This is a genomic window from Streptomyces sp. NPDC093149 (assembly GCF_044754145.1).
Taxonomy (GTDB): Bacteria; Actinomycetota; Actinomycetes; order Streptomycetales; family Streptomycetaceae; genus Streptomyces.
Window position 1 is genome coordinate 246,662 of sequence record NZ_JBIVON010000006.1, and the last position, 15,746, is coordinate 262,407.

General features: G+C 71.0%; 14 protein-coding genes. 11 read left to right on the plus strand and 3 right to left on the minus strand.

Annotated features, from left to right (window positions below):
- Nucleotides 1–53: 53 nt before the first annotated feature.
- The 5 genes from ACIQCZ_RS20320 (at nt 54) to ACIQCZ_RS20340 (ending at nt 5,825) form a co-directional block, all read left to right on the plus strand.
- Entirely contained in the window at nt 54–1,640 is a 1,587-nt protein-coding gene (locus ACIQCZ_RS20320; RefSeq protein WP_376215026.1) for a potassium/proton antiporter, read from the plus strand.
- Nucleotides 1,641–2,176: 536 nt separating this feature from the next.
- The gene (locus tag ACIQCZ_RS20325; RefSeq protein ID WP_376286560.1) at nt 2,177–3,460 is read left to right on the plus strand and encodes an MFS transporter; all 1,284 of its coding nucleotides are present in this window, start codon (nt 2,177–2,179) and stop codon (nt 3,458–3,460) included.
- Nucleotides 3,461–3,526: 66 nt separating this feature from the next.
- Nucleotides 3,527–3,877, plus strand: a complete 351-nt coding sequence (locus ACIQCZ_RS20330; protein ID WP_402283858.1) for an FmdB family zinc ribbon protein — start codon at nt 3,527–3,529, stop codon at nt 3,875–3,877.
- A gap of 83 nt (nt 3,878–3,960) precedes the next feature.
- On the plus strand, nt 3,961–4,794 hold the full coding sequence (locus ACIQCZ_RS20335; RefSeq protein ID WP_402283859.1) for an S-methyl-5'-thioadenosine phosphorylase: 834 nt from the start codon (nt 3,961–3,963) through the stop codon (nt 4,792–4,794).
- Nucleotides 4,795–5,327: 533 nt separating this feature from the next.
- On the plus strand, nt 5,328–5,825 hold the full coding sequence (locus ACIQCZ_RS20340) for a hypothetical protein (protein ID WP_402283861.1): 498 nt from the start codon (nt 5,328–5,330) through the stop codon (nt 5,823–5,825).
- 76 nt (nt 5,826–5,901) lie between these two features.
- On the opposite strand, the gene ACIQCZ_RS20345 is transcribed toward ACIQCZ_RS20340, so the two are convergent.
- Nucleotides 5,902–6,111, minus strand: coding sequence for a hypothetical protein (locus tag ACIQCZ_RS20345; RefSeq protein ID WP_376286548.1), 210 nt, complete (start codon nt 6,109–6,111; stop codon nt 5,902–5,904).
- A 275-nt stretch (nt 6,112–6,386) separates the two neighbouring features.
- Here ACIQCZ_RS20345 and ACIQCZ_RS20350 point away from each other — a divergent pair, with 275 nt between their 5' ends.
- From ACIQCZ_RS20350 to ACIQCZ_RS20360, 3 genes are all read left to right on the plus strand, one after another.
- Nucleotides 6,387–7,550: a low temperature requirement protein A gene (locus ACIQCZ_RS20350; RefSeq protein ID WP_402283863.1), complete on the plus strand. Its 1,164-nt coding sequence runs from the start codon at nt 6,387–6,389 to the stop codon at nt 7,548–7,550.
- A 199-nt stretch (nt 7,551–7,749) separates the two neighbouring features.
- Entirely contained in the window at nt 7,750–8,898 is a 1,149-nt protein-coding gene (locus ACIQCZ_RS20355) for a P1 family peptidase (protein WP_402283864.1), read from the plus strand.
- 134 nt (nt 8,899–9,032) lie between these two features.
- Entirely contained in the window at nt 9,033–9,803 is a 771-nt protein-coding gene (locus ACIQCZ_RS20360; protein WP_402283866.1) for a DUF6227 family protein, read from the plus strand.
- A 106-nt stretch (nt 9,804–9,909) separates the two neighbouring features.
- Here the strand turns inward: ACIQCZ_RS20360 and ACIQCZ_RS20365 are convergent, their stop codons facing one another.
- Nucleotides 9,910–11,496 (minus strand): MFS transporter, encoded by a 1,587-nt coding sequence (locus tag ACIQCZ_RS20365; protein WP_402283868.1) that lies wholly within the window; start codon nt 11,494–11,496, stop codon nt 9,910–9,912.
- A gap of 93 nt (nt 11,497–11,589) precedes the next feature.
- On the opposite strand from ACIQCZ_RS20365, the gene ACIQCZ_RS20370 reads away from it, so the two are divergent.
- Nucleotides 11,590–12,690 (plus strand): helix-turn-helix transcriptional regulator, encoded by a 1,101-nt coding sequence (locus ACIQCZ_RS20370; RefSeq protein ID WP_402283869.1) that lies wholly within the window; start codon nt 11,590–11,592, stop codon nt 12,688–12,690.
- A gap of 86 nt (nt 12,691–12,776) precedes the next feature.
- Here the strand turns inward: ACIQCZ_RS20370 and ACIQCZ_RS20375 are convergent, their stop codons facing one another.
- Entirely contained in the window at nt 12,777–13,775 is a 999-nt protein-coding gene (locus ACIQCZ_RS20375; RefSeq protein WP_376286689.1) for an RNA polymerase sigma factor RpoD/SigA, read from the minus strand.
- A 148-nt stretch (nt 13,776–13,923) separates the two neighbouring features.
- Here ACIQCZ_RS20375 and ACIQCZ_RS20380 point away from each other — a divergent pair, with 148 nt between their 5' ends.
- Nucleotides 13,924–14,463 (plus strand): GNAT family N-acetyltransferase, encoded by a 540-nt coding sequence (locus ACIQCZ_RS20380; RefSeq protein ID WP_402283871.1) that lies wholly within the window; start codon nt 13,924–13,926, stop codon nt 14,461–14,463.
- A 71-nt stretch (nt 14,464–14,534) separates the two neighbouring features.
- Nucleotides 14,535–15,677 (plus strand): questin oxidase family protein, encoded by a 1,143-nt coding sequence (locus tag ACIQCZ_RS20385; protein WP_402283873.1) that lies wholly within the window; start codon nt 14,535–14,537, stop codon nt 15,675–15,677.
- The last annotated feature ends 69 nt before the right edge of the window (nt 15,678–15,746 follow it).

Genomic DNA, 15,746 nt, shown 5'->3' on the forward strand with positions numbered 1-15,746 from the left:
GAGACTCGATTCGGCAGGCGTACGCAGGGAAGGAACGGCCACTGACTGTCCACGTGCTCAACGAACTCCTGCTCGTCTGCTCACTCGTCCTGCTCGTCGCGGTGGCGGCAGTGCGCATCTCGTCCCGCAGCGGGCTCCCCAGCCTGCTCCTGTATCTCGGCATCGGGATCGTCATGGGGCAGGACGGCCTCTTCGACGTCAAGTTCAACAATGCCGAACTGACCCAGGTGATCGGCTATGCCGCACTGGTCGTGATCCTCGCCGAGGGTGGCCTGGGCACGAAGTGGAAAGAGATCAAACCCGCGCTGCCGGCCGCCGCGGTGCTCTCGATCGCCGGCGTCGCGGTGAGCGTCGGTGTCACCGCGGCCGGGGCGCACTACCTGGTCGGCCTGGACTGGCGCCAGTCGCTGATCATCGGCGCGGTCGTCTCGTCGACGGACGCCGCCGCGGTCTTCTCCGTGCTGCGCAAGGTGCCACTGCCCGCCAGGGTCACGGGTGTGCTGGAGGCCGAGTCCGGCTTCAACGACGCCCCCGTGGTGATCCTGGTGGTGGCTTTCTCGACCAGGGGACCGGTGGACAGCTGGTACATACTGGTCGGCGAGATAGCCCTGGAACTCGCGATCGGTGCGGCCATGGGTCTCGCCGTCGGCTGGCTCGGTTCGTTCGGGCTGCGTCACGTGGCGCTGCCCGCGTCCGGCCTGTACCCGATCGCGGTGATGGCCATCGCGGTGTCCGCGTACGCCGCGGGCGCCCTCGTCCACGGCAGCGGCTTCCTCGCCGTCTACCTGGCCGCGATGATCCTCGGCAACGCCAAGCTGCCGCACTGGCCCGCCACCCGTGGCTTCGCCGACGGGCTCGGCTGGCTGGCCCAGATCGGCATGTTCGTGCTGCTCGGTCTCCTCGTCACCCCGCACGATCTGTACGACGACTTCTGGCCCGCGGTCATCGTCGGGCTGGTGCTGACCGTGGTGGCACGTCCGCTGGAGGTCTTCATCTCGCTGGCGCCGTTCCGGCTGCCCTGGCAGGAGAAGGCGTTCATGTCCTGGGCGGGGCTGCGCGGCGCCGTACCCATCATCCTGGCCACCATCCCGATGGTGTCCGGGGTCGAGGGCTCCACCCGGATCTTCAACATCGTCTTCGTGCTCGTCGTCGTCTACACCCTCATCCAGGGCCCGACCCTGCCCTGGATGGCGAAGGCCCTGAAGATCGCCGACGATCCGGCCGAGGCCACCGACCTGGGCATCGAGTCGGCCCCGCTGGAGCGGCTGCGCGGCCATCTGCTGTCGGTGGCGATCCCCGGCAGGTCGAAGATGCACGGCGTGGAGGTCGGGGAGCTGCGGCTGCCCGCCGGGGCCGCGGTCACCCTGGTCGTACGGGACGGGAAGAGCTTCGTGCCGGCGCCGTCGACCGTGCTCCGGCGCGGTGACGAACTGCTCGTGGTCACCACCGACCCGGTGCGCGACTCGGCGGAGGAACGGCTGCGCGCGGTCGGCGAGGGCGGCAAGCTCGCGGGCTGGCTGGGCACCACCGGCAGTGGCGGCGAGAGCCTCGCCGGGGCCGATGTGGCCCATGACGTGGCGCACGCGCTGAAGTCCGTGAAGAAGATGGGGAAGGCGGACGGGTCGAAAGCCCGTCACTGACGTCGTCGAGGCCGTCGAGGCGGCCCCGCGGCCCCAGCGCTCCCGGTGGCCCCCGGCCGCCGAAGCCGCTGGGTCCGTCGGGGCTGCCGGGGCTGCCGGGGCCGCTGGAGTGGCTGGGACGGCTGGGACGGCTGGGACGGAAGAGGCTGTGCGTTTCCATCCGAGGCGCGTTTCTGCCCGAGGCGCGTCTCTGTCCGAGGCGCGTTTCTATCCGAGGCCGGGACGGGGCCCCTGCGCACAATCAGAGGCCCGCAAGGTTATCTGCCTGTATCATGAAGGCCATCTGTTCGGCCCCTGACAGGGGTCGAACGGCCTGATCGGCCAACCCGATCGACCAACCTGAACGACCAACTCTGCCTGACGCAGAGCTGGCGCGACCGTATGGCGGTCGTGGCGTCCTCCGCCTCTGCTGAGCGCCCGGCATCTACCGCAGTCCCGCGCGAAGAGGACAGCTCTCGGCAGCACCCGTACGAGCCCGCACCACCCGTGCCGGCAGGGCGGGAGCTCGGCCACCAGGCGGCAGAAAGGCATGGACCGTGGCGTCCACGGTCTCCGACCGCCCCGGATACGGGCAGTTGCTGCGCACCCCTGGTGCGTGGACGTTTCTCCTGCCGGGCTTCGCCGCACGGCAGCCCTTCGCGATGCTGACGATCGGCATCGTGCTCCTGGTCCAGCACACCACCGGCTCGTACGGCAGCGCGGGCTCCGTCGCCGCCGTGACCGGTGTCTCCATGGCCTTGTTCGCACCGCAGACCGGAAAGCTCGCCGACCGTTTCGGCCAGCGCGCCGTACTGCTGCCCGGTGTCCTGGTGCACGCGGTGTCCGTATCGGTGCTGACGGCGCTGGCGCTGGCGGACGCGCCTCTGTGGGCCCTGTTCGTGGCGGCCGTACCGACCGGTGCGTCCGTTCCGCAGATCGGGCCGATGGTCCGGGCCCGCTGGGCGGCCGTGCTGGGCGCGGCACCGGGCCGCGAGGCCTCCCCGCTGATGCCGACCGCGGCCGCCTTCGAGTCGGTGACGGACGAGTTCACCTTCGTCATCGGCCCGGTGCTCGCCACCGCGCTGTGCACCGGGGTGCACCCGGCGGCCGGCCTGATCACAGAGGCCGGCCTCACCCTGGTCGGCGGCCTGCTCTTCGCCGCGCAGCGCCGCACCCAGCCCGCGGTGCGCAACGCCGCGTCCGGCACCTCCCGGCGGCATGCGTCCGCGCTGTCCGTACCGGGTGTCCGGGTGCTCGCGGTGACGTTCCTGGGGATCGGCGCGGTCTTCGGCGGCATGCAGGTCTCACTGACCGCCTTCGCCGAGGAGGTCGGCCGGCCCGGTGCGAACGGCCTGCTGTACGGGGTCTTCGCGGCCGGCAACATGCTGGCCGGGATCGCCTGCGGCGCCATCGCCTGGAAGAGCGGGCCGCGACGGCGGCTGATCGTCGGGTACACGGCGCTGACCCTGACCGCGTCCGGGCTGTGGGCGGTGCACTCCATGCCCCTGCTGGCCGGGCTCGGACTGCTGGTCGGGCTCTCCATCGCCCCGGCCCTGATCAGCGGCTACACGCTGGTCGAGGGGCTGGTGCCGGAGTCCGCCCGGACCGAGGCGTTCACCTGGCTGACGGGCTCGGTCGCCCTGGGCCAGGCGGGTGCGGTGACGATCGCCGGACGACTCGCCGACGCCCATGGCGCGAGCACCGGTTTCGTGGTGCCGCTGGTGGGGACCGTACTGGCGCTGGCCACGCTCCTGGCACTGCGTTCGAGGCTCGTGCCCGCCGCCTCGCCGCGGACCGTGGCACGTGGTGTCGGTCACCGGGAGCCGGTCACGGTGGACTGATCCCGCGGAATACGTCAGTATGGAGCGTCGTTAGCACTCATTGAGTGAGAGTGCCAGGAGGAGCAAGTGCCGACCTATCAGTACCAGTGCACCGAATGCGGCGAGGGCCTCGAGGCGGTGCAGAAGTTCACCGATGATGCCCTGACCGTGTGCCCGAGCTGCGAAGGACGCCTGAAGAAGGTGTTCTCGGCGGTCGGCATCGTCTTCAAGGGCTCCGGTTTCTACCGGAACGACAGCCGTGGCTCCTCGTCGAGCAGCACGCCGGCGTCGTCCTCGGCGAAGGCATCCGGCTCCGACTCATCGTCGTCGTCGACCGGGTCCGACGCGAAGTCGCCCGCTTCCTCCTCGGTCTCCGCGTCTTCTTCGTCGTCCTCGACGTCCTCGTCGTCCTCGACGAGTGGTACGTCGGCTGCCTGAGCCGCACCGCAACGTTCCCCGGGGACCCCGCCGATCCGTTCGGCGGGGTCCCCGGCGTTTCCCCGCGCCGCTAGTGTGATCGCATGGTGAACGCAGAGATCGGTGTCATCGGCGGCTCGGGCCTGTACTCCTTCCTGGAGGACGTCACGGAGGTGCGTGTGGACACCCCGTACGGCCCGCCGAGCGACTCCCTCTTCCTCGGCGAGGTGGGCGGCCGACGCGTCGCCTTCCTGCCCCGCCACGGGCGCGGCCACCATCTGCCGCCGCACCGCATCAACTACCGGGCCAACATGTGGGCACTGCGCTCCGTCGGTGTGCGTCAGGTGCTCGGCCCGTGCGCGGTGGGCGGTCTGCGTCCGGAATACGGGCCCGGCACGCTGCTCGTGCCCGACCAGATGGTGGACCGCACCAAGGCCAGGACGCAGACGTACTACGACGGGGAGACCCGGGCCGACGGAGCGGAGCCGAACGTCCTGCATCTGGGCTTCGCCGATCCCTACTGCCCCGAGGGGCGCCGGGCCGCGCTGGCGGCGGCACGCGCGAAGCACTGGGAGCCGGTGGACGGCGGAACGCTGGTGGTCGTCGAGGGCCCGCGCTTCTCGACCCGGGCGGAATCGCGCTGGCATGCGGCGATGGGCTGGTCGGTGGTCGGGATGACCGGGCATCCGGAGGCGATCCTCGCCCGCGAACTGAGCCTCTGCTACACGACGATGACGTTGGTGACGGACCTGGACGCGGGGGCGGAGGCCGGAGAAGGCGTCTCCCACGGAGAAGTGCTGAAGGTGTTCGCGGCCAATGTGGACCGGCTGCGCGCGGTGCTCTTCGACGTGGTGGCCGCGCTGCCGGCGGTGGCCGACCGCGATTGCCCGTGCTCCCACGCGCTGGACGGACTGACCACGGGGATCGAGCTTCCTTAGCGGGGTGGCGGGGACGGCCGTGGGAGGCGGTTGCGGGTGGCTGGTAGCGGGTAGCGGGTAGCGGGTGACCGTTGTGACGTGAGTGGGTGAGGGCGTTGTCCACAACGCCGGGGACATCCACAGGCTTCAGCGGGAAACTCGCGGACGGTGGATCGTGAGCGGTGTTCGCCCGAATCTCCTCACGGCAGGTGGTGTTGGCCATGTCTCTGTCGTCTCAATCACCCCCGTTTCCTCAATCACCCCCGTTGTCTCAGTCGCCTCAGTCGTTCCCGCCGCCCCTGCCGTCTCAGTCGTTCCCGCCATCCCTGCCGTCTCAGCCCTGCCCACCGTCCCCACCGCCTCAGCCCTGCCCGCCGCCCCCGCCGTCTCAGGCGTTCCCGGCGCCTCAGCCCTCTCAGCCGTTCTCACCGTTCGCGCCGTTCTCATCGCCCCCGTCGCGCGCGTCCGCGCGCCCTGAACGTCCCGTTGCGAGTGCCGGGGCGGTACGGCCGACGGCTCCAGGACCACCGGCATCGACTCCCCCGCCGTGTGGTGTGCCCGTGTTCGAGCCATTGCGGGTACGCGGAGGCGGTGGGCACCGACTGCGGCGTGCACTGTGGCGACAGCGCCGCGTCCTGGCCGCCGGGCTGGCCCTGACGGCTGCCGCACTCGCGGCGACGGGGCTGGGCGGTGGTGGCGCGGGCGGGGACACCGCGCAGGGGGCACGGATGAGGGAGGGCGCTACGGCAGGGACGGCTCCGGAGCCGGGGCGGGGGCCCGCTCCCCTCGTGTCCGCGCCGGTCCGGATCGCGGATGCCGCGACAGTGCGGCTGTTACGACCGGGAGACCGGGTCGACGTGATCGCTGCCGAGCCGACCGGCACCGATGTCCGGGTGCTGGCGAAGGGCGCGCGGGTGGCCGATGTCCCACAGCCCGCGGCCGAAGGTCCTGCGGAAGGCGGAGCGCTGGTTGTGCTGTCGGTTCCCCGGACCGTGGCCACGTCGCTGGCCGGTGCGGGTATTTCGACCAGGCTGGCGGTGACTCTGTGCTGACGCGCGCTGATGGGCGATCAAACGATTGCACTGCTGAACCAGCGGCGGCGCCGCCGTACCACCACGGAGCGAGGGCTCACATGTGGTGGGGCGGCTTCTCGTCGAGGAAGCGCGCCAGATCGGCGGCGCTGCCACCGGCCGGGGCCCGCTCGCCCCACCCTCGGTCCGTATCGTCCGCGGACTGCTGGTCCAGCGGATCGTCGAAGATCAGCGCCGGTTTCGGTTTCGGCTGTACCGGCTGGGTGGGCTTCGAATCGCGCGGGCCGGGGGCGGGGGCGGTGCTCATACATCCAGAGTACGGCGGCGGTCAGCGGTCCTTCGGGTCGAGCGACTACAGCCCGAGGGCCACGAGGAACGACTGTTCTGCGGCTCAGCGGGGTGAGCCCGTTCGCCCGTCCGGCCCGTAGCCTGTCGCCGGGCCGGGCACAGCCGCACCGGCCTGCGGTTTCCCCGAGGACCTCGGGTCCCCGTCCGCTCATGAACACCTGCACGAGAATCCACTGACCGGCGTCCGGGACACGTCACCCGAGCGCCGCCGACCCATCTGGTGTGCTGATGCCCATGTCCATGCCCAGAATGACTGCCCGCAGCCGCACCGAGAAGCATCGTGCGTCGACCCCGCTGGAGCTCTTCTTCGACCTCTGCTTCGTCGTCGCCGTGGCGCAGGCGGGCGGACGGCTGCTGCACGCCGTCGCCGAGGGACACGCCGTCACCGGAATCGTCAGCTACGCGGCCGTCTTCTTCGCGATCTGGTGGGCCTGGGTCAACTTCACCTGGTTCGCCTCGGCTTACGACACCGACGACCCGCTGTACCGCGTGGTCACCCTTGTCCAGATCACCGGGGTGCTCATCTTCGCCGCCGGCGTGCCGCGCGCCTTCGACGCGGGCGACTGGACGGTCGGTGTGGCCGGCTATGTCGTGATGCGGCTCGCGCTGACCAGCCAGTGGCTGCGCGCCGCGTACTGCACCCAGGGCTCCGAGCGGCGTGTCGCGCTACGGTACGCCGTCGGTATCACCGTGGTGCAGCTGGGCTGGATCGGCATGCTGTTGCTGACCGGCAACTCGGGCGGGGCGCGTGCGGCCGTCTTCGTCGTGCTGGTGCTCGCGGAGATGTCCGTTCCGGCTCTGGCCGAGCGCGACCGCGCGACGAGCTGGCATCCGCGCCACATCGGCGAGCGCTACGGCCTGTTCACGATCATCGTGCTGGGCGAGACGGTCGCGGCGGCCACCGTCGCGGTCCAGCAGGCGGTGGACGAGCACGACGCGTTCCGCGAGTTGCTGCCGATCGCCGCGGGTGGGCTGCTGATCGTCTTCTCGGCGTGGTGGATCTATTTCGCCGTGCCGATCCACGACTACCTCCGCGGCAGGAGGGAAGCGTTCATCTGGGGATACGGACACTTCCTGATCTTCGGCTCGGCGGCGGCGATCGGCGCGGGCATCGAGGTCGCCGTGGAACAGGCCGTGGGCAACGCCCATGTCTCGAACGCCGTGGCGGCCGCCGCGGTGACCGTGCCCTCCGCGCTCTTCCTGCTGACGGTGTGGGCGCTGCACGCCCGCCACTTCAAGCGCGATCTCGCGGAGCAGTTGCCCCTCCCCGTGGCCGCGCTGGCGATCGTGGCCTGTACGTTCGCCGGGGAGTGGGCGGTGTTCGCGGCCGGCCTGGTGGCGGCGGCGACCGTGGCCGTGAGCGTGGCCCTGTCCCGGCGGCCGGACGCGACGGAGTGAGGGCGCGGGCAGGGCAGGGGCGGTGAGCGGGCCGTGAGCGACAGTCATGAGTGGCATGAGTACCGAGCGGCACGGCCGACGACGGCGGTGGCGCGAGTGAGGGCACAGATGCCGGGCGGCGAGTCGCGGGCGCCGCACGGCGCGAGTGGTGAATCCAGTTCCCGGTAGTGCTGAATCCAGATTCCAGTGAGGAGCACGCGTGACGGAAGAACCGCAGGAACCGACGACCCCCTTTCCGTCGTCCGTCGCCGCCGGACCGCTCGACGCGCTGACCGATGTCGCCGGACTGCGTGTCGGCCACGCACAGGTGGCGGGCGCGGGCGCGTTGAGCGGCACCACGGTGGTCCTGGCGCCCGAGGGCGGTGCGATCGCGGCCGTGGACGTACGCGGCGGCGGCCCCGGCACCCGGGAGACGGACGCGCTCGATCCGCGCAATCTGGTGCAGCGCGTCGACGCCGTCGTCCTGACGGGCGGCAGCGCGTACGGACTGGACGCGGCGTCGGGCGTGATGGCCTGGCTGGAGGAACAGGGGCGCGGGGTGCGGGTCGGGCCCGATCCGGCGCAGGTGGTGCCGGTGGTTCCGGCCGCGTGCATCTTCGACCTGGGGCGGGGCGGTGACTGGCGGGCCCGCCCCGACGCGTCGACCGGTCGCGCGGCGGTGGAGGACGCGGCGGGCACGGAGTCGGGGGCCCCGGTCGCCGAGGGGGCGGTCGGCGCCGGTACGGGCGCGGTCGCCGGGCAGTTGAAGGGTGGGGTGGGCACGGCGAGCATGCGGCTGGAGTCCGGGATCACGGTGGGCGCGCTCGTCGTGGTGAACGCGGCAGGTTCGGTGGTCGATCCGCATACGGGAGTGCTGTACGGGGAGTACGGCGCCGCCGAACCACCGGTGCACCCCGCGCCCGAGGTCCACCGTGCGGCACAGCGACGCCTGGCCGAGGCGCGGGCGACGGGGGTCCGGCCTCCGCTCAACACCACGCTCGCGGTCGTCGCCACGGACGCGGATCTCACCCGGGCCCAGGCGCAGAAGCTCGCGGGCACGGCGCACGACGGGCTGGCGCGCACCGTCCGCCCCGTACATCTGCTGACCGACGGGGACACCGTCTTCGCACTGGCCACCGGCGCCCGGCAGCTGGATCCGCGGAACCCGATCGCGCTCAACGACCTGCTGGCGGCAGGCGCGGACGTCCTGACCCGCGCCATCGTGAAGGCCGTCCGGGCAGCTCGGAGCGTCGACGGCCGCCCCGGCGGGGTCGACTGTCCCTCGTACAGCGATCTCTACGACAGCCACCGGCGCCCGGCACAGCCCGCGCCGCGCGAACGCCCGGCATCCGACTCGCCTCCCGAGTAAGGAAGTTCGGACGAACCGACAGGAACCATCTGCGTGCGACATACGTTTTTCTGAACCCCGGTCACGATGTCGGAGCCAGGGACTACGTTAAGCACGCACCAAGTAACACGCGGCGACGGCCTGGAGACAGCACCTTGAGCGATCCGTACGAGACAACCGAGCAGCACCTCGAGCGACTCCTGCGACGGGCACTCAACTCTTTCGACCTGCCCGACAGCACGGTCGAGAGACTCGGTACCGCACTCGCCCACAGCAGTTCCCTGCACTCCTCGCACCACAGTTCCGTGCTCCACCGAGAGACCTACCGGCACACCTATCTGCTGTCCGACGGCACCCCTCTCACCCTCTGGGAGCTGGTGCACGGCGGTTCGCGGGGCACGACGGACCCGCGGTCCCGGACGGCGCCCGACCTCCGCCACCACGAGCTGTACGACGACGAGGCCGATGTCCATGTCGCCGCCGCCCGGCTGGCCGGTGGCTTCGGTGAGGCCCCGATGTTCGGGGACGACGGACCGCAGGCCGATCTGGAGGTGCTCACCGTCCTGATGGCGGCGCCCCCGGTCCCGCTGCCCCGGATGTACGCCCCGGACAACTCCGCCGACCACGCCCGCCGAGTCCTGCGCCGCGCGGAGAACAGTGACGGCCCCGGCGAGGAGACCGCCCGCCTGCTGCGCGCCGCGTTCGCCCACCACATCACCCAGGTCTTCGGACGGCAGTGCCGGGTGGACGGGCGGGACGCCGGTTTCACCCTGTACGAGCACGCCTTCCTGCTCCTCGACGGCAGCGAGACGAGCCTGTGGGAGGTCGAGCACACGGCCACGCCGGACGGCCGCCACATGTGCGAGGTGTACGGCGACGAGGACTCCGCGCGCGGCGCCATGGAGAGCCGTGCACACATCTGCTGACCGGAGCCCGGCACCACAGGCACACATGAGAGGTGCCCGTACTCCCCCGGGGGAGTACGGGCACCTCTCGCCTTCAGGACACCGGTACCGTCACGGCGTCATGACCTCACGGCGTCAGCGCGGGCTCCTTGCCGAACTCGGCCCCGGCTCCGGCGCCGGCTCCGCTCACGGACTTCACGGAGACGCTCTCCTCTCCCACGGCCCCGTCGCCGCCCTCCACCTGCTGCCGCGGCCGGGCCGGCAGCGCGAACATCACCAGGAAGATCACCGCGAGCACCCCGGCCACGTACCACAGCGAGTGCTGGAACGCCTCCGCGAACGCCGGGCCCACCTGCTGGGGCGCCAGCCGGTCCCCGATGGAGCCGAAGAATACGACCGAGACCAGTCCGAGCCCGAGCGCGTTGCCCATCTGCTGGACGGTGTTGATCAGCCCGGAGGCCGAACCGGAGTGCTCCTTCGGCACCTCGGACAGCACCATGTCCGTCAGCGGAGCCACGATCAGGCCCATGCCGACACCCATGACCACCAGCGGCAGTGCCATCTGCCAGGAGGCGATGCCCATGCCGTACCGGTCCGACTCCCAGATGTAGAGCAGCAGGCCGGTGATCATCAGCAGGGCACCCGACTGGAGGACCTTGCGGCCGAAGCGGGGCACCAGCTTCTGTACGGAGATCCCGGCGGCGAACGAGACGGCGATCGAGAACGGGATACCCGTCGTGCCGGCCTTCAGCGCGCTCCAGCCGAGTCCCATCTGCATGTACAGCGTCCAGACCAGGAAGAAGATGCCGAGGCCGAGACCGAAGGTCAGCTGCACGGCGATGCCCGCCGCGAAGCTCTTGACCCGGAACAGCGACAGCTCGACCAGCGGTGAACCGTCCTTGCGCGCCTTGCCCCGCTCGAACACCACCAGGACGAGGAACACCAGGAGGCTGCAGACCATCGACACATGGCCCCACAGCGGCCAGCCCAGCTCGCGGCCACGGGTGAGCGGGTAGATCAGCATCAGCAGTCCCAGCGTCACCAGGGCGACACCGATCAGATCGAGCCGGAGCGCCTTCGGGGCCTTGGACTCGGTGATGAACTTCCGTCCCAGGATCAGCCCCGCTATGCCGACCGGCAGGTTGATCAGGAAGATGGGCCGCCATTCGAGACCGGCGATGTTCCACTCGGTGAGCAGCGCGCCCAGCAGCGGTCCCAGGACGGCGCCGAGGCCGACGATCGCCCCGAAGAGGCCGAAGACCTTGCCGCGCTCGTGTGCCGGGAAGGTGGCGTGCACGATCGACAGCACCTGGGGAACCATGAGCGCGGCGGTGCCGCCCTGGAGGATGCGGGAGGCGACCAGCATCTCCGGGTTCGCGGCGAAGCCGCAGAGCGCGGAGGCCAGCGTGAAGCCGCCGATACCGATGAGGAACAGTCGCTTGCGGCCGTAGATGTCGCCCAGCCGGCCGCCGGTGATCAGCCCGGCCGCGAAGGCCAGGGCGTATCCGGCGGTGATCCACTGGATCGAGCTGAACGAGGCGCCGGTGTCCTGCTGAATGCTCGGGACGGCGATGTTGACGATCGTGACGTCGACCAGGTCCATGAAGGCCGCGGTCATCACGATGGCGAGCGCGAACCAGCGTCGCCGGTCCGACGGGTCCGAGGACACCGTGGGCCCGGATGCCGTGGACGGCAGAGATGTGGAAGAAGTCATGGGAAGAAACTAAGCAGCCATTAGGACAGGTCATGACCCAATGGGCTGGGCATCCTGGTGAGATGACCGACACTCCGGCACGAGGCTGAGCCCATGACCGACACTCCGGCACGACTGCTGAACCTGCTTTCGCTCCTCCAGACGCCCCGCGAATGGCCGGGCAGCGAGCTCGCCGAACGGCTCGACGTCAGCCCGCGCACGATCCGGCGCGACATCGACCGGCTCCGCGAGCTCGGCTATCCGGTCGAGGCCTCGCGCGGATCGGTCGGCGGCTACCGCCTGGTCGCGGGCACGGCCATGCCTCCGCTGCTCCTCGACGACGAGGAGGCGGTGGCCATCGCGGTGGGCCTGCGGGCCGGTGCCGGGCATGCCATCGAGGGGGTCGACGAGGCGTCCGTACGGGCTCTGGCGAAGCTGGAGCAGGTGCTGCCCTCGCGGCTGCGGCACCGGGTCTCGACCCTGCAGAACGCGACGATGCCGCTGACCCGTGGCGACGGCTCGACCATCGACCCGCACACGCTCACGGTGATGGCGGCGGCGGTCACCGGGCGGGAGCGGCTGCGGTTCGCCTACCGCGCGGGGGACGGTGCCGAGACGAAGCGGCAGGCCGAGCCCTATCGGCTGGTGAGCACCGGGTGGCGCTGGTATCTCGTCGCATACGACCTGGGGCGCGAGGACTGGCGTACGTTCCGGGTCGACCGGGTCAGCGAGCCGTTCGCGACCGGAGCCCGGTTCACCCCGCGCGAGCTGCCCACGGGGGACGCGGCGAAGTTCCTCGCCGGCTCCATCGCCCGGCGACAGCCCGAGCTGGCCGTCGACGTGAGTTTCGCGGCCCCGGCGGACTTCGTGTCCGCGCGCCTCCCGGCCTCGATCGGCCCACTGGAGCGGACCGGCGAGAACAGCTGCCGGCTGCGGGCGGTGCTGTCGGACTCAGTGGAATGGGTGGCGGTCCGGCTCGCGCTGGTGGACTGCGAGTTCACCGCGCACGAGCCACCGCAGCTGGTGGAGTACCTGAGTGATCTGGGCGCCCGGCTGACCCGCGCGGCAGCGACGCACCGACCCGCGGACCCACCGGCCGCGCGCCCGAGCGCCGGGGCCGCGAAGACACCGGCCGACCAGTCCGCAGGCACCGGGGCCGCGGGCACCAAGGGTGCGGCCACCGGCACCGGAGGCGCCACGGGCACAAAAGGATGAGCCCCGGCGCCAGGGGGGGGTGGGCGCCGGGACTCAGCTCAGGGGTCACACGAAGCGACCTATTTCGGAGGTTACTGGACTCGGGCTCACGCCGCAGCGTCAAAACCCGTGTCGTGCGCCATTCGCTTCAGTTCGAGCAGCGCGTGCTTCTCGATCTGGCGGATCCGCTCACGGGTCAGCCCGTGCTGCTTGCCGACCTCGGTGAGGGTCCGCTCGCGGCCGTCCTCGATGCCGTACCGCATACGGATGATCGACGCGGTGCGGTTGTCGAGCTTGCCGATCAGGTCCTCCAGTTCCTCGCTGCGCAGCAGCGTCATCACCGACTGCTCGGGCGACACCGCGGAGGTGTCCTCCAGCAGATCACCGAACTGTGTCTCGCCCTCGTCGTCCACGGACATGTTGAGACTGACCGGGTCACGGGCCCAGTCCAGGACATCGCCCACACGCTCCGGCGTGGAGTCCAGCTCTGCGGCTATCTCCGTGTGCTCCGGCTCGCGCCCGTGCTCACGGTTGAACTCGCGCTGCACCCGGCGGATCCGGCCGAGCTCCTCCACCAGGTGGACGGGGAGCCGGATCGTACGGGACTGGTCCGCTATGGAACGGGTGATGGCCTGGCGGATCCACCACGTCGCGTACGTGGAGAACTTGAAGCCCTTGGCGTAGTCGAACTTCTCGACCGCACGCACCAGGCCCGCGTTGCCCTCCTGGATCAGGTCGAGCAGGGGCAGCCCGGCCCGCGGGTAGCGGCGGGCGACGGCAACGACGAGCCGGAGGTTGGAACGGATGAATATGTCCTTGGCGCGCTCGCCCTCGGCGACCAGCGCCTCCAGCTCCGCGCGTGATGCTCCACCGGCTTCGCTCTCCACCACACCGTCGAGAATCTGACGCGCGTACACACCCGCCTCGACGGTTTGCGACAGCTCGACCTCCTTTGCGGCATCGAGCAGCGGCGTACGCGCGATCTCGTCCAGGTACATGCCGACCAGGTCGCGATCGGCGATCTCTCCGCCCGCTGCGCGAACACTGCTTGCCCGGCTGGTCCCACCGGTGGCGGACGAACGACGGGCGACGGCACGGGTTGCCATGCGTGCTCCCTTGCTGAGTAGGTCGCGACACCCTCTCGGGTGCCCTGCATCCGATGGAAACAACGACTGGAATCCGGACAGAATTCCCACGCCTGGCATTCACTTTCGCGATCATGCAGTACCCTGTGCCGCCGCGAGAGGGGTGCGCATGCCGAACATCCAGGCAGAAGTGCAGGTCAGACCGGGCATCGAAGGCGATTTGGTGGCCCTCACGGACATCTACAACCATTACGTACGTGAGACCGCGCTCACATTCGATACGGCTCCCTTTACACCCGAACAGCGGCTGCCGTGGCTTCGTTCCCATCCTGAAGACGGCCCGCACCGTCTTCAGGTTGCTCAGGCTGTCCGCATCGTCGGCCCCGCTTCGGTCCTGGGGTACGCCACCAGCAGCGCTTTCCGTCCCAAGGCGGCGTACGCGACCTCGGTCGAGGTGAGCGTGTACTGCGCCCCGTGGGCCACCGGCCGCGGCATCGGCACGCTCCTCTACTCGTCCCTGTTCGAGGCGCTCGCCGGCGAGGACGTGCATCGCGCGTACGCGGGCATCACGCAGCCCAACGACGCCTCGGCCCGGCTGCACGAGCGTTTCGGTTTCCGCCATGTCGGTACGTACGCCGAGGTGGGCCGGAAGTTCGGAACCTACTGGGACGTGGCCTGGTACGAGAAGCGGATGGGGCCCGGGTCCTAGGTCGCGCACGGTCCCGGACCGGGACCACAGCCCGATACGCGCCACGGACGCCACGCCTAGCGTCCTCCCCTATGGATGAGACGACGAGCACGGACGGCACAGCGGGCGGCCGGGACGACGCGGCGGGCGTCGGGGGCGGCACAGCGGGCGGCCGGGACGACGCGGCGGGCGTCGGAGGCGACGCGGCGGCCGGCGGGACCGCCGAGGACACCACGGGCACGCTCGACGAGGCGCTGGAACGCCTCCACACCGCGGGCCCTGAACGGAACGGCTGGCTGAGCAATCACGGTCCGATGGCCGTCGAGGCACTGGTCCGGCACGGTCAGGCGCCGGTCGTCCACCGCTGGCTCGACTACTACAGCGACAAGCTGGAGGACATGCCGGACACCGCGTCCCGGGTCACCGCGCAGAACTGGCGCGAGGCCCTGGGAGACCCGCGCCGGATCGCGGACTGGACGCTGTACTTCGAGCGGGAGACGGCCGAGCGCCCTTGGCGGGACGTCCTGGCCGAGTGGTGGCCGCGGCTGCTGCCCGGCATCGCGGCGGGCGCCACCCACCCCGTGATCCGGGTCGGCCACTCCGTACGCACCCTGCTCGCGGGCGAGGCGAGCGCGCCCCGGATCATCGAGCTCGCCCATGGCCTCGGCTACTGGGCCGCCCGCCACCAGCCGCTGCCCGCGCCGACTCCGCTGACCCCCGCGCCGAGCGCAGGGGCCGCACTGGACGCCGTGCCGCCGGTACCGGAGCAGAGCGGCGGCATCCGGGACCGGCTGGCGCAGCTCACCGCGTTCCCGGTGTGGCCGCCGCGCTTCACCGACGACCCGGACGAGGCCCGGACCCGGCTGGAGGAGCTGGTGCGGGCCGCGACGCATCGATATGCCACCCACGGGCACGGCGAGCCGGTCATGCTGGTGCATGCCGCGACCGCGCCCAACGCCGTGCTGCGCACTCTGCCCGCACTCCCCCGCGCACTGTGGGCTCCGAGCCTGCGGGCCGCCTGGGCGGCGAGCGCCGCCGTCACCGCCGCGTACGGCCCGGCCGAGCCCACCCCGTACGCGCCCACGACCGCTTCCGCCGAGGAGCTCTTCGCGCGGGCGGCGGCGCACGGGGACGACCACACCATCAAGTTCACCGACACCGCGCTGGACGTCGGCGACCCCACGGCTCTGGCCGCCGCGCTCCGCTCGATCGAACTGAACCCGCCGACCCTGTGACGGATCCTCCGAGGTCCCTCACCGGCCTCGGCGCCCCCGTTCCCCTCGGCCCCCTCAGCACTGTCGGCA